General features: G+C 41.5%; 12 protein-coding genes. 6 read left to right on the top strand and 6 right to left on the bottom strand.

The window, feature by feature from the left end:
• Nucleotides 1-54 precede the first annotated feature (54 nt).
• Both E0F88_RS13535 and E0F88_RS13530 read right to left on the bottom strand, forming a co-directional pair.
• Nucleotides 55-609: a hypothetical protein gene (locus E0F88_RS13535; RefSeq protein WP_131958786.1), complete on the bottom strand. Its 555-nt coding sequence runs from the start codon at nucleotides 607-609 to the stop codon at nucleotides 55-57.
• 38 nt (nucleotides 610-647) lie between these two features.
• A complete protein-coding gene (locus E0F88_RS13530; protein WP_131958785.1) occupies nucleotides 648-2834 on the bottom strand; it encodes a glutamine synthetase III family protein in 2187 nt (728 codons plus the stop codon).
• Nucleotides 2835-2993: 159 nt separating this feature from the next.
• Here E0F88_RS13530 and E0F88_RS13525 point away from each other — a divergent pair, with 159 nt between their 5' ends.
• Complete coding sequence (locus E0F88_RS13525; protein ID WP_131958784.1) at nucleotides 2994-4829, top strand: LTA synthase family protein; 1836 nt, start codon at nucleotides 2994-2996, stop codon at nucleotides 4827-4829.
• Between the two features lie 39 nt (nucleotides 4830-4868).
• Complete coding sequence (mtaB, locus tag E0F88_RS13520; RefSeq protein WP_131958783.1) at nucleotides 4869-6203, top strand: tRNA (N(6)-L-threonylcarbamoyladenosine(37)-C(2))-methylthiotransferase MtaB; 1335 nt, start codon at nucleotides 4869-4871, stop codon at nucleotides 6201-6203.
• A gap of 131 nt (nucleotides 6204-6334) precedes the next feature.
• Here mtaB and E0F88_RS13515 read toward each other — a convergent pair whose 3' ends face one another.
• The 3 genes from E0F88_RS13515 to E0F88_RS13505 form a co-directional block, all read right to left on the bottom strand.
• Complete coding sequence (locus E0F88_RS13515) at nucleotides 6335-7660, bottom strand: ammonium transporter (protein WP_131958782.1); 1326 nt, start codon at nucleotides 7658-7660, stop codon at nucleotides 6335-6337.
• 43 nt (nucleotides 7661-7703) lie between these two features.
• Entirely contained in the window at nucleotides 7704-8909 is a 1206-nt protein-coding gene (locus tag E0F88_RS13510; RefSeq protein ID WP_229213766.1) for a porin, read from the bottom strand.
• A 346-nt stretch (nucleotides 8910-9255) separates the two neighbouring features.
• Complete coding sequence (locus E0F88_RS13505) at nucleotides 9256-9603, bottom strand: 4Fe-4S binding protein (protein WP_131958781.1); 348 nt, start codon at nucleotides 9601-9603, stop codon at nucleotides 9256-9258.
• A 131-nt stretch (nucleotides 9604-9734) separates the two neighbouring features.
• On the opposite strand from E0F88_RS13505, the gene E0F88_RS13500 reads away from it, so the two are divergent.
• Complete coding sequence (locus E0F88_RS13500) at nucleotides 9735-10757, top strand: acyl-CoA reductase (RefSeq protein ID WP_181956090.1); 1023 nt, start codon at nucleotides 9735-9737, stop codon at nucleotides 10755-10757.
• Nucleotides 10758-10802: 45 nt separating this feature from the next.
• Here the strand turns inward: E0F88_RS13500 and E0F88_RS13495 are convergent, their stop codons facing one another.
• Nucleotides 10803-11639, bottom strand: coding sequence for an alpha/beta hydrolase (locus E0F88_RS13495; RefSeq protein ID WP_229213765.1), 837 nt, complete (start codon nucleotides 11637-11639; stop codon nucleotides 10803-10805).
• Nucleotides 11640-11880: 241 nt separating this feature from the next.
• Here E0F88_RS13495 and E0F88_RS13490 point away from each other — a divergent pair, with 241 nt between their 5' ends.
• From E0F88_RS13490 to E0F88_RS13480, 3 genes are read left to right on the top strand one after another with little or no spacing between them, the layout of a single operon-like run.
• A complete protein-coding gene (locus E0F88_RS13490; RefSeq protein ID WP_131958780.1) occupies nucleotides 11881-12588 on the top strand; it encodes an esterase family protein in 708 nt (235 codons plus the stop codon).
• Between the two features lie 50 nt (nucleotides 12589-12638).
• Complete coding sequence (locus E0F88_RS13485) at nucleotides 12639-13781, top strand: ATP-grasp domain-containing protein (RefSeq protein ID WP_131958779.1); 1143 nt, start codon at nucleotides 12639-12641, stop codon at nucleotides 13779-13781.
• A 31-nt stretch (nucleotides 13782-13812) separates the two neighbouring features.
• The gene (locus E0F88_RS13480) at nucleotides 13813-14913 is read left to right on the top strand and encodes a carboxylate-amine ligase (RefSeq protein ID WP_131958778.1); all 1101 of its coding nucleotides are present in this window, start codon (nucleotides 13813-13815) and stop codon (nucleotides 14911-14913) included.
• The last annotated feature ends 104 nt before the right edge of the window (nucleotides 14914-15017 follow it).

The raw sequence follows: 15017 nt of genomic DNA, 5'->3' as shown, positions 1-15017 counted from the left end.
AAAAACCACCATTTCTGGTGGTTTTTTTGTTGTTAAGTACTTTTACAAAACTGATCAGTCTTCGTCTTCGCTTCCTGTGTAGTGATATAAAGTCGGATCAAGCTGAATTCTGCCGGCATTGAAACGGATGATAAAGTCGTTAATCACCTTTTCATTGATTTCAGTTTTGTTCAAACCCACTTCCAGTCCTACTCCATATTCAAACTGATCGTCGGTTTCAATATGTTCTCTAACTGATATTTCTTCATTTTCCTCTATTTCCTCGATAAATTCTGTGAGCAGCAATTCAGCCTCTTCATCCTGATCAGGATCATCCGGATAGTCATCCGTTCTTTCATCAGGTGAAACGTAGTTAGGCATTTCCTTTTTTAATCTTTCAAGTGCCGCATCGTACACCAATGTAGAGTGGTGCAGTCTCAACGTGTAAATTAACGCGTCGTAAACAACTTCCTTGTCCTTATACATTCCTACGAACTGAACATGTGCATGCTCATTATTTTCTTCTTCTTCATCTTCAAATTCGTCTGATACGTAAACAAAGTTTAACCGTTCAGCCTTACATTCCCGCCTTAACTGAGCGATTTCTTCTGGATCAAATCCCGGATTCATAATTTACAAATTATTTGTTTGGAGCAATAATTACAAATTTATTCCAAAAATAGCATTTCGCGGTATTTTGCCAAAGGCCAATCTTCATCATCTATCAATAATTCGAGTTTATCTACATGATATCGGATCTCTTCGAAGTATCCTTTTACTTCTGAGCCGTATAATTTGGCCCTCTCAAAGAGCACATCCACATTGTTCGCAGTTTTGCGCGCTTCGGTCATTTCATGTACCAGGCGCTTGATCACAACTACATGTGACGAAATATCTTTGATGATTTCCTTAATTGGTTCGGCCTCTTCCAGCATTTCAAGATCGGTCAGCGCTCGGGCAGTTTGCGCCAGTTTGAACTGATATTTAATTACTGTCGAAACAATATGATTTAAAGCCAGATCACCAATTACACGGGATTCGATCTGTAATTTTTTCACATAATTCTCCAACTCGATTTCATATCTGGCGTGAAGTTCTCTGCTTGAGAGCACGCCCATTTTTTCAAATGCCTGAATGGTGGACTCGGTTACGTAAGCATATAGCGCATCATAGGTAGCGCTGATATTGCTGAGTCCCCGTTCCTTCGCTGTCGCAATCCACTCTTCCGAATAGCCATTTCCCTCAAAAAGTATTCTTTTTGACTCCTTGAAATATCGTTTTAGAATTTCAACCGTAGCAACTTTTTTCTCCTCCCCCGCGCTAAGCCTTTCGTCCATTTCTCTTTTGAACTCCATAAGCTGATTGGCTACAATGGTATTGAGAACGATCATCGGTGAAGCACTGTTCTGCGCGCTTCCCACAGCACGGTATTCAAATTTATTTCCTGTAAAACAAAACGGTGAAGTCCGGTTGCGGTCTGTATTGTCTCTCTGCAAGTTTGGAATGCGTGTAATTCCAAGTTTGTAATAAAAATTCTCTCCTTTTTCCAGCGTAATTTCACCCTTATTTACCAGCTCTTCCAGCATGCTGGTAAGTTCACCGCCCAGAAAAACGGACACAATCGATGGCGGCGCTTCATTGGCACCCAAACGGTGCTCATTACCGGCAGAAGATATGGAAGCTCTCAATAAATCCGCATGATCATGAACTGCTTTTACCACATTTAATAAAAACGTAAGGAAACGTAAATTTTCCTTTGGTTTTGTTGTCGGTGCCAGCAGGTTGATACCTGTATCGGTAGAAAGTGACCAGTTATTATGCTTACCGCTTCCGTTGATTCCAGCAAACGGTTTTTCATGAAACAGTACCTGAAAATTATGTTTATCTCCGATTTTTTGCATCAGATCCATCAGCAACGCATTGTGATCGATGGCCAGGTTCACCTCTTCAAAAGTGGGAGCGCATTCAAACTGTCCCGGAGCTACCTCATTATGACGCGTACGGACAGGTATGCCAAGTTTCAAAGCTTCAAACTCAAAGTCCACCATAAACGCATTGACCCGCGGCGATATTGACCCAAAGTAATGATCATCAAGCTGTTGGCCCCGAGCTGGACTATGACCAAAAACTGTACGCCCCGCCATCAATAAATCAGGCCTTGCATAGTACAGCGCTTTGTCTACCAGAAAATATTCCTGTTCGATACCTAGCGTGGGTGTGACCTTGTCAACATCCCGGTTAAAAAACTGGCAGACCGAAGTCGCTGCTTTATCGAGCATCACCAGCGACCGAAGCAGCGGCGCTTTATAATCCAGCGCTTCACCTGTGTAGGAAATAAAAACAGAAGGGATACACAAAGTCTTGCCTCCTGCCCCATTGTCCATCAAAAAAGCAGGTGAACTTGGATCCCAGCCGGTATAACCCCGCGCTTCAAAAGTTGCCCGAAGTCCTCCGCTTGGAAAAGACGAAGCATCCGGTTCCTGCTGAACAAGCGCACTTCCTTTAAATTTTTCAACGGCTTTTCCATCGAGCGTCAGATCGAAAAAAGAATCGTGTTTCTCGGCTGTGGTTCCCGTCAATGGTTGGAACCAATGCGTGTAGTGGGTGGCGCCTTTGGAAATAGCCCAGGATTTCATCGCAGCAGAAACTTCGTCTGCAACCTCACGATCAATTGTTGATCCAGAGCGAATGGCATTAGAGATTTTGGTATAGGCTTCCGGTGAAAGAAGCGTTCGCATTACGTCGTCACTAAATGTATTGCTTGCATATAAATCGGCAACTTTTTCTGTGGGAGGAGTTAAAACAGGTGCAACGCGACCCTGAGCTATTTCAAAAGCTTTGGAACGAAATGTCATTTTTGTATTGATTAATTATAATTTCTTCCCAAAATTATTTATTTACTTCCACCAACTACTATTTAAAGTCATTTTTTCTGCAAATTCCTGACACGGATGCTGTATTAATCTTGTTATCAGCTCAAAATTTAGGAATTTTGTAAATTCTGACTGACATCAATGCGTAAACGATTAATATTTATTGCCCTTTACGGGTTTATCTGGACTGTACTTTTTCAGTTTTTTCGGATCATTTTCCTGACTTACCACTACAAAAAAAGTATTGAACTTCCTGCATCCTATCTTGCCGAAAGCGCGTGGCACGGATTGCGAATGGACGTTTCCTTTGCCGGCTATATTTTAGTACTTCCAACTTTGTTTATTGGTTTTACCTGGAAAAGGTGGGATTGGTACAAAAAATTTATTACGATTTACACAGGCTTTGTTGCATTCGTAATCGTTTTCCTGACCATCGCCGATCTGGAATTGTTCCGTGCCTGGGGATTCAGAATTGATGCGACATCACTACATTATTTAAAAACGCCTCAGGAAGCCTGGGCATCAATGGCTTCTTCTCCTGTATTTGCATTGTCGGTTTTATTTACGGTTATATATTTTACCGCCTACCAAATATTTAAAACATTTGGCGAACGCACCATTCCATTTTTCCAAAAAACTTCCTGGTACCTAAGCCTTTCCGTTTTTGTATTACTGACCGGAGCATTAATTATTCCTATAAGAGGCGGCCTGCAGCTCGCTCCTATGAACGAAAGTGCCGTATTTTTTAGTGACAAAAGCTTTGCTAATTATGCTGCCGTGAATGTTCCTTGGAATTATATGAGTTCGGTAGTTCATACCCGATATTCAAAAAAGAATCCTTTTATCTATCAGGAACCGAAATCCGCTGATTCAGTCGTTGCTTCCTTATACAGTAAACCGGTCGACGTCAGACAAATTATAAATACTGATAAACCAGTTAATGTGGTTGTGATAATCTGGGAAAGTTTTACTGCAAAGGCAGTTGCCGGACTTGGCGGACTGAAAGGTATAACTCCGCAATTTGACTCCTTATCGAAAGAAGGCATCCTGTTTACCAACATGTATGCAAGCGGCAACAGAAGCGACAAAGGCATGGTCGCCATCCTGAGCGGTTATCCGGCGCAGCCAACGACTTCAATCATCAAGATCCCAAACAAGACAATTTCGCTGCCTTCTGTTCCTAAAACTTTTCATAGCAATGGCTGGTCCACTTCGTTTTACTATGGTGGAGAAACAGAATTTGCCAATATGAAATCCTACTTTTTACAACAGGGATTTGATAAACTGATTGATAAGAATGCCTTTGCTTCCAAGGACATGAATTCTAAATGGGGCGCGCATGATCACGTCGTATTTAAAAAATTGCTGACTGACCTGGATACTCAAAAGCAGCCATTTTTTTCGACCATGTTCACGCTAAGCAGTCATGAACCTTTCGAGGTGCCCGCTAAAACGGTGATAAAGGGAAATGACGTGGAGCACCTGTTTCTTAACTCCCTCCATTATTCGGACGCTTCACTGGGAGAATTTATAAAAGATGCGAAAACAAAATCCTGGTGGAAGAATACGCTGCTGATTATCATTGCAGACCACGGCCATCCTTTACCGGAAAGAAAACAGGCTAAACCCAGCGAATTTCATATTCCAATGCTTTGGCTGGGCGGTGCGTTAAAAGAAAATGGCATCCGGATTGATACCTTGTGCTCTCAAACCGATCTTGCATCAACGCTTCTCAAGCAGTTAAAACTACCGTCTAAATCTTTCAAATGGAGTAACGATATTTTCAGTTACAATAGAAAGCCATTCGCTTATTTTGCCTTTAATAATGGATTTGGGTGGATCAAACCAGGTGGATTTATTATCAGAGACAACATAGGAGGCAACATTACCGGGCAGGAAGGAAACCTTAAACCGACTGAAACTGAAATTGGTAAAGCCTATCTGCAGGCATCTTACACGGATTATTTAAGGCGTTGACCGTAAAAAGTCGTAATTTTGCAGCATTAAGTTAATTACATGAAAAAAGTCGCCTTTTATACATTAGGTTGTAAGTTAAATTATTCTGAAAGTTCTTCAATCGGAAGGATGTTCGAGGAGAAAGGATATTCCAAAGTAGAATTTAACGAAACACCGGATATTTTCATCATCAACACCTGCTCAGTTACCGAAAACGCAGATAAAAAATGCAGGAAAATTGTTCGCGAAGCCCAGAAAATAAATCCGGATGGTTATGTGGCCATTATAGGATGTTATGCACAGCTTAAACCAAAGGAAATTTCTGAAATTCCTGGCGTAGATGCTGTTTTGGGTGCAGCTGAAAAATTCAGGCTTGTTGAGCTGATCGATACATTTGAAAAAGAACCCGGTAACCATCCTGCACAGATACTTGCTTCGCATATTGATGAGGCAGTCGACTACCATACATCTTACTCGCTGAATGACCGCACCCGTACATTCCTGAAAGTACAGGATGGATGCGACTACCCTTGTGCATACTGCACTATACCTTTGGCAAGAGGAAAAAGCCGTTCGGACACCATTGCAAATGTGGTTGCTGCGGCAAAAGACGTTGCGAGCCGCGGTGTGAAAGAAATCGTTCTGACCGGTGTGAACATTGGAGATTTTGGAATTCAGAATGGAGAGAAAAAAGAAAGCTTTCTTGAACTGGTTAAAGCGCTTGATGAAGTTGAGGGCATTCTCCGGTTCCGGATTTCTTCGATTGAGCCCAATCTGCTGACTGATGAGATAATAGAATTCGTATCGAAGTCAAAAAGATTTGTACCTCATTTTCACATCCCGCTGCAATCAGGTTCTAATAAAACGCTGAGTCTGATGCGCCGGCGTTATAAAAGGGAGCTGTACGCAGAACGTGTTGCCAAAATAAAATCTCTGATGCCCGATTGCTGTATCGGTGTGGATGTGATTGTTGGTCATCCCGGCGAAACATCGGAATTGTTTTTGGAAAGCTATCAATTCTTAAACGAGCTTGATATTTCTTATCTGCACGTTTTCACGTACTCGGAGCGAGAAAACACAACTGCTTTGGCAATTAAACCGGTTGTACCAAAACATGAAAGGGCGGAGCGATCCAAAATGCTTCATATTCTCTCCGAAAAGAAAAAGAGGTATTTCTACGAGCAGCAGATTGGCAAAGAAGCAACTGTTTTATTTGAAGATGAAATTCAAAATGGTCAAATGCTTGGTTTCACAGAAAACTACGTCAGGGTTGCCGTGAAATACGATCCATTGCTGATTAATGAAACAAAAAAGATTCAGTACGATCATTTGAATGAAACTGGCCTGATGGAGGTCGTTGAGCTTCAGGAGGAAAATTATCTGGTGCATTCTTAGTTAAGAAAGGAGAAGTTAGGAAGTTACAGGAGTTATCACTTTTTCTTTTTAAAATCTTATTTCCATTACCACAAAATAAAAAACCCCGGAAATCCGGGGTTTTTTATTGAAATAATATCCAAATCCAGTTTTTAAGCTTCTACAAGAAATTCATCGTGCTGGCTGATATCAAGACCAAGTTTTTCATCTTGTTCAGATACACGAAGTGGCAAGATAAGATCAGTAATTTTAAGTAACAGAAGTGATCCTAAGAATGCGAAGGCAGATACACCTACCAGAGCAATTACATGGTTGATGAAAAGAGTTGTTTCACCAAATGCCAATCCCTGATCTGTAACCAGTGAGTTAACACCGCTTGTTGCGAATACGCCGGTCATCAACATACCAACCATACCACCTACACCATGGCAAGGGAAAACGTCCAATGTATCATCCAAAGTTGAACGTGTACGAAGGTGAGCAACATAGTTACTTATGATCGCTGCAACTGTTCCGATAAAGATAGAAGCAGGGACGGTAACAAAACCAGCAGCAGGTGTGATAGCCACAAGACCTACAACCGCACCGATACAAAATCCAAGAGCAGATACTTTTTTGCCTTTTGCAGCATCAAACAATACCCATGACAAACCAGCTGCACCAGCGGCAGTGTTGGTAGTTGCGAAAGCTGAAACTGCCAACGGAGAAGCTGACAGAGCAGAACCCGCGTTAAATCCGAACCAGCCAAACCAAAGTAAACCTGTGCCCAAAAGTACGAACGGGATGTTTGCAGGAGGAAGAACATGATCTTCAAGTAATGACTTACGTCTTTTCAGGTAAAGAGCACCCGCCAATGCAGCCCAACCGGCCGACATGTGAACAACAGTACCACCAGCAAAGTCAAGTACACCCATTTTGAAAAGAATACCTTCTGCATGCCAGGTCATGTGAGCCAATGGCGAGTAGATGAAAACACAAAACAAGATGATGAATAGAACGTAAGAGCGGAAATTAACACGCTCAGCCATAGAACCTGTAACCAAAGCAGGTGTGATTACAGCGAATTTCATTTGAAACATTGCGAACAAAGCGAAAGGAATTGTTCCGAAAACCGGACCATCCAGTACACCTTTGAACATAAAGTGAGTCATTGGATTACCCACAAAACCTAATCCGGCAACGTCTTCACCGAAAGCAAGACTGAAACCAACTACTACCCAAAGTACGCTGATAACACCCATTGCGATAAAGCTTTGTAACATGGTAGAGATAACGTTTTTGTTGTTTACCATTCCACCATAGAAGTAAGCCAATCCTGGTGTCATAAGTAAAACCAGTGCTGCAGATACAAGTAACCATGCGGTGTCACCTGAATTGAGCCCCTCTGTTGCAATTTGCGTTGGCACATTTGGAATAAAAGCACCCAGGATGCTGATAACCAATAAAATGATCAGTGGGACATAACTACGTTTTTCCATTTTTGTAGATGTTAATTATTATAGATTAAAAGAGGTATACAGATTAGAATTTGTAGATCATAGCAAGACCAAATGTTGTCTGGCTGTTTTTAGACCAGGCTCCTTTTGAATCCTGGAACTGCTGCTCTGAATTAGCACCGCTCACTTTTGGATAAGTGTCAAGACGGAATTCAGGTTTTAATAAAATATGACCATCTGCAAGGGTGATATTTCCTGTAAGTGTAACAGAGTTTACACTTGTTCCTGCACCGGTTGCTGTACGCAATCCGCGTACTCCATTGTCATTATTGAAGTACTCATAACGCAGACCTATTCCAAAGTTGTCGGTGATAGATGTGTTTGCATAACCTGCAATACCTCCCCATGACTCAGTATCGGCTGGTCCGCCACCGCCCTGGAAATCACCTTTTTGCAATCCGTAAGAAGCATTAACACCTAACAGGAATTTTTCAGTAATTTGGTAGCTGGTAGCTAAATCAAACATTGTGTAAGATGCATCCGGAGTAACGCCTGTATCGGTGTCATCATTTGCTTCATTACTTGTGATAAAGTTCAGGTATACATTCCAGTTTTCAACAGGTGCGACATAAAGCTGACTGATAATACCTTTTTTACGGTTATTATCTTCGATACCATCCACATTGTTAACAACACCAACCATTAAAGAAGCTCTTTCTGAGAAGGCGTATGTTGCTTTCAATCCTGTGTGGTAAAAAGGACCGTTGTTAAATTGATTTGAAAGAGAGTAGTTAAAGTTTGCAGGCGCGTCAATTACTTCATAACCGATATGTGTTCCGAACTGCCCGGCAGTCATCGAGAATTTGTCTGTAAATTTATAGGTAAAGTATGCCTGCTTGATTGCAAGAGCCGTACTGAATACAGCGTTACCATAGTTTCCCAAATTAGCGTTAGGCCCGAAAGTAAGGTCAACTACTGCTTCTGATTTGTCATTTGTGTAAGCAACCTTCGTTTGAACCAACCCTAGTGAGAACTGACCTGATCTTGTATCAAAAACACGGGCAGTTCCGGCAGCTCCTCCATTTGAACGGGAAGCAGGTTTGTTAAAGTTCGCAGAGTAATAAGAGTCCAAATATCCGGAAAAAGCAAATGCACCTTTAGATTCCTCTTCTTCTTTCACTTCCGCAACAGTTGTTAAAGTGTCAGCCTTAGTTTTTTTGTCTTCAAAAGACTTTGTAAAACCCAAAAAAGGGATCATTAAAGATAATACTGTACAATAGACTTTTTTCATAATTTTATTCTGTTTAAGTTGTATTTACTTCCTGGCATTAAACTTGTGTCAAATATTGTACTAATTTTATATTTATCAAATATTATCCATGTAAATTATATGAAAAAGGTTAATTTTCATGTTTTTGTACTCTTTTTTATGAAATTCAGAACATAAAAACGCTAAAAACGAAATTTTTTAAACAAAATTAATATTCTGCCTATGACTGATAAGACAGAATATTATAGACTATTTAACCAAACAATTATTAAGAAATTTTATTATTAAATTACCATTTATCGGAACGTTAGGACATAAAAAAACCCCGCTTAAAGCGGGGCTGCAAAATCTTATTTGGTGCAGGAGGTTATTCTCCATGCATCCAGGCCTTTTTAGCCAATAATGTTTCTTCCTCCTCCTCATTTTCGGGGTCTGGCACACAGCAATCAACCGGACAAACGGCAGCGCATTGCGGTTCTTCATGAAACCCAACACATTCTGTACACTTGTCTGTAACTATATAGTAAAATTCATCTGAAACCGGTGATTGTTTTTCTTTACCGCTCACCAAGGTTCCATCGCCAAAATCTACTTCATCTAAACTCGTTCCATCACCCCACGTCCATTCCACTCCACCTTCATAAATAGCCGTGTTGGGGCACTCTGGCTCGCATGCCCCGCAGTTTATGCATTCATCGGTTATCATTATAGCCATAGTCGCCGGATTGTTTATATTTGTTGTTATTTTCTTGCTTATAGAGTAACAAATATAACTATTTAAAGTTTCACAACAATCAGAAAAATAAAAACCTTCATAACCATTAAACTATTCATAGTTCACCTAGAATGATATCAAGAAATCAACGAATAAATGCTGTTATCGAATTGGGTAGATTTCTTACCGATCTTCAAAATACAGATGAAATTGAGGAGTGGGCAACCGCCGCTTATCGTAAAAACAACTGGTTCACCCCTGAAAACGTAAAATCTTCGCTGCTGGCAATTGGAAACGAGTTTTTAGAGCACGATAAAATCACCACCTGGGCAGCTTCGTACGCGGAACCTGAAAATGTAAAAAAGATAGGTATTATCATGGCGGGGAACATTCCGGCTGTCGGATTTCATGATGCGTTATGTGTTTTGGTAAGCGGTCATATCTTGCTTGCCAAGCCAGCTTCTGACGACCCGTTGCTGATTCGGTATTTACTTCAAAAACTTAGCGAAATAGAACCGGGCTTCAAAGAAAATATTCAGTTTGTAGAGCGTTTAAATGACGCTGATGCATACGTGGCCACAGGAAGTGATAATACGGCAAGATATTTCCACTATTATTTTTCAAAAAAACCACATATCATCCGCAAAAACAGAACCTCAGTAGCTATTCTGACTGGAGGCGAAAGTGACCAGGATCTGGCAGCTTTGGGTAATGATATTTTCCAGTATTATGGTTTGGGGTGCCGCAATGTTTCAAAACTATTTGTACCGGCTGGATATGATTTTACCAAGTTCTATAAAGCAATTGATTCTTACAGTGTTACCTGTATGCATCACCATAAGTACTTTAACAACTATGAGTACAACAAGTCAATTCTGCTGGTAAACCGGGTGCTGCATTTTGATAATGGCTTTCTACTGTTGACCGAAAATACGGCGTTTGTCTCCGCGATCAGCGTCGTACATTTCGAATATTATAATTCACTGGACGAAGTAAAGCCACTTCTGGAAGAGTCAACGGAGAAAATTCAGTGTGTGGTTGGCGGAAAGGACCTGGCAATAGACAGCGCCGTAGCGTTTGGACAAGCCCAGGAACCTGGACTTTCGGATTACGCCGACTCTGTTGATACGATGCTGTTTTTATCGAAACTGTAAGCTGAAATGACCGGCCCGGGTTGAAATGATTCCGGGCTGATTATTTTACCAGATTGCAGGGAAAACTTCCATATCCGCTTTCGTCTTGCCAAAGGCCCAGGTTAAAAACAACGGCATTGCCAAAGACCACGTATTTATATTATGCTCACCGTAAGGCATTTCCAGATATTTGATGTCCTTATTCCAGCTATATCCCTTTCGTTCCAGCTCTGCAATGCATTCCAGCGTATCCTGAATTGAATCAATTATTCCGTCGCCATCCCGATCATCTGTTTCATCCAGCCCGCCGCATTGAAACCAAAACTTTAAATTCTGCTTGTTTTTTGAAGATCTGATCTGTGCATGCATGATTCTGTCCACATCATGATAGCCTTCATTCAGCGCCTTTTGCCTCCACCAAAGCGCACCGGAAAAAACAGCGGCAGTCGAGAATATATCAGCATGGTTAAAAACAATATCCAACGCCATTAAACCTCCCAAAGAAAAACCGGCGTACACGACCTCTTTGTTATAGATGTTATAATTGTTTTCCAAAAAGGGCAGAAGTTCATTTAAAACAAAATCCCTTGTTTCCGAAGCGCGATTACCCCTGTTTGCGTAATCCGGCTGTAAACAGGTTCCGTACTCGTAAAGCCGGTGCTCTCCTGCATGTATGCCGACAACAACCGACGGTTCAATCGATTTTTCTTCCCAGAGTTGCTTTAAAATTTTCGCCATACCCATTGCTTCAAAATCCTGACCATCATTACAGAGCATTAAGCGGTAGGTATTGGTTTGGTTGTATTCCAAAGGAAGTAAAACAGTGATAATGACTTCCCGGTGCAGGAAATCAGAATATATGGTTTGCTGGATACATGTAATTTGCTGACTGACGTGCTTCAAACTTTGCTTATTCAATTGAAAAATCCTAAAAACTTACAAGATAACAGAATCAGGACTTTTATAAAAGTCTAAAGCGGACGCTTCGACTAATGTTGGTTAAAATTACTCTCATCTGCTTTCTATCTGCCACCATCATGTTTGGTAAAAAGTAACTTTCCCCATAAATTGAATCTGACCGGCAATTTGCAACTAATATTTTCTTTCGTATATTTCATTTATTAACATCAAAAAAGCAGCCGATTTGGAAGAGAAGCACATAAAATACTACTCGCATCATCTTGAACGCGAAATCGACATGCTGGTGTACGGAAGCTGGGGCTACCCTATTCTGCTATTCCCAACTACGCTTGGCAGATATTATCAGGCGAAGGACATGGGGCTTATTGAGTCCATTCGCAATTTGGTGGATGCAGGAAAGTACAAAATTTATTGCATTGATTCCGTTGATGCTGATTCCTGGTATGCCAAACACATCAATCCGCAATACCGGGTTTTAAATCACATGGTTTATGACCGCTTTCTGACCAACGAGCTTATACCATATATTAAAAATGAATGTAATGTTGACAAGATCGGCGTAGCAGGCTGCAGTTTTGGTGGTTTTCATGCAGCCAACCTTGCCTTTCGCCATCCCAATCTGGTCGCATATCTCATCAGCATGAGCGGCGCATTTGATATAAGAAGTTTTCTGGACGGTTTTTACGACGATACGGTGTACTTCAATAACCCCGTCGATTATATGCCCAATGAGCAGGGCTGGAAATATGGTCATATGAAAATAGTGCTTGGCACTTCCGATTGGGATATTTGTCTTGAAAGTAATCTCAAAATGTCGAATATTCTGAACTCAAAAGGGATTGATCACTGGCTGGATATTCGTGGGTGGGAAAAACACGACTGGCCGCTTTGGAACAAAATGTTTCCGCATTATTTATCAAGAATTCTTTAAAATCATAATTAATAAATTGCTTTCATTCAACACAAAAATTAAAACTGATTATGAAAAAAATAGGCATTCTCTTCGGCATGGAAAACACATTTCCCCAAGCCTTTATAGATCGCGTAAATAGCAAAGGAGAAACAGATATCATAGCAGAAGCCGTAAGAATAGATAAGGTTGTACAAGCAGATCCAACCGAATATGCTGTAATCGTTGATAGGATTTCGCAGGATGTTCCTTTTTACCGGGCATACCTTAAAAATGCTGCGCTTAGCGGAACAGCTGTAATTAACAATCCGTTCTGGTGGAGTGCTGATGAGAAGTTTTTCAACAATGCACTTGCAGAAAAAATTGGAGTGCCGGTTCCAAAAACGGTTTTGCTTCCGTCCAAAGAGCGCCCGGTAGATACCAGTGAGACGTCTTTCCGAAATCTTGCCTTTCCGATGGCCTGGGAGGAAATGTTTCAATACGTGGGTTTCCCTGCATACATGAAACCCCACGATGGCGGTGGCTGGAAAAGTGTGTATAAGGTTGAAAACATACAGGACCTTTGGAACAAACATCAGGAAACCGGGCATCTGATTATGATGCTTCAGGAAGAAATTATATTTGACGATTATGTCCGCTGTTACTGCATCGGTCAAAAAGACGTCCTGATCATGCCTTACGAGCCGCGAAATCCGCATCATCTACGTTACGCTTCCGAGCTTAAAGCAACCGGTGAAGAGCGGGAAAAACTTTTGGCAACCATTAAAGATTATGTATTGAAATTAAATATTGCGCTGGGATACGATTTCAATACTGTTGAATTTGCAGTAAGAGACGGTATACCAATTGCAATTGATTTCTGTAACCCGGCACCTGACGCAGATATCTATTCTGTGGGTCATGAAAACTTTGAGTGGGTGGTTGAGGCCGCTGCCAACATGGCCATTGACCGTGCAAAAAAACATGTTCCGGGCCAGACAAATTTAACCTGGGGTTCATTTGTACAGAATTCCGCAGCTGCTCCTATGGCACTGAATGATACGGCTTCGCCAGCCGCTGCTGAAACGACAAGTCCACCGGTTAAGGCGGAAGAAGTAATCGCAAAAGTGGCAGTAAAAAAAGCAGCAGCAACTAAAAAGACATCCGGTGTAAAAGAACCGGTGGCTGTAGAAGCTCCCGCCTCAGCGAAAAAATCTGCAAAAAAGAAAGAATAGACATCATCACAATTAAAAGAACCATCAGCACATGGCTAGTTTCACGCTGGGAATTGAAGAAGAGTTTCAAACCATAGATCCTGTAACGCGGAACCTCAGATCACACATGTCCAAACTTGTTGAGGACGGAAAGATCACCTTAAAGGAACGTGTCAAGGCAGAAATGCATCAGGCCGTCGTGGAGGTAGGGACAAATATCTGTCACAATATTCAGGAGGCAAGAGAAGAGGTTACGTATCTGCGTAAAATGATCCTGGATTTGGCATCCAAGCAGGATCTGCAGGTTGCAGCAGCCGGAACGCATCCTTTCGCCGATTGGGTGGAACAGCTAATAACGCCCGATCCGCGCTACGACGAAATTATCGATGAAATGCGTGATGTTGCGCGGGGAAACCTGATTTTTGGCTTGCACGTGCATGTGGGAATCGAAAACCGTAACGAAGGCATTGAAATTATGAATGCGGTTCGTTACTTCCTTCCGCATATTTATGCTTTGAGCTGCAATTCTCCTTTCTGGTGCGGACGTAATACGGGCTTTAAGTCATACAGGTCAAAGGTATTTGATAAGTTTCCACGAACAGGCATTCCTGATTTTTTTTCGAGTGCGGCGGAATATGATGAATATATCAACCTGCTAATCAAAACAAAATGTATTGATAATGGTAAAAAAATCTGGTGGGACATTCGCCTCCACCCATTTTTTAATACCATCGAGTTCAGGATGTGCGATGTACCGATGCGGACTGATGAGACGATTTGTCTGGCAGCTATCATGCAGGCACTGGTTGCCAAAATCCATAAACTACATCGAATGAACCTTAGTTTCAGACCGTATCACCGAATGCTGATCAATGAAAATAAGTGGCGGGCAGCCCGCTACGGCATTCACGGAAAACTGATTGATTTTGGTAAACAGGAAGAAGTAGAATATAGCATATTGGCTGGTGAGCTTCTGGAATTTATTGACGATGTGGTCGATGAACTGGGTAGTCGCAAAGAGATAGAATATATCCACCAGATCATGGAAATGGGCACCGGCGCAGACCGGCAGCTGGCAGTTTTTGAACAAACCGGCGATTTGAATGCGGTGGTTGACTACATTGTTTCTGAAACTAAAATTGGTATTGAATAATTTTACTTTTTGTAAAGCAAGGCGTAAGAAAGAAGGCGCAAAGTACTGTTAAAGAGCAAACTAGTAATTTCTCTTCGGACTTTGCGCCTACTTGTTTAACTTTG

The sequence above is a fragment of the Dyadobacter psychrotolerans genome, from assembly GCF_004349265.1.
Taxonomy (GTDB): Bacteria; Bacteroidota; Bacteroidia; order Cytophagales; family Spirosomataceae; genus Dyadobacter; species Dyadobacter psychrotolerans.
This window is presented reverse-complemented; position numbering and strand designations above follow the sequence as displayed.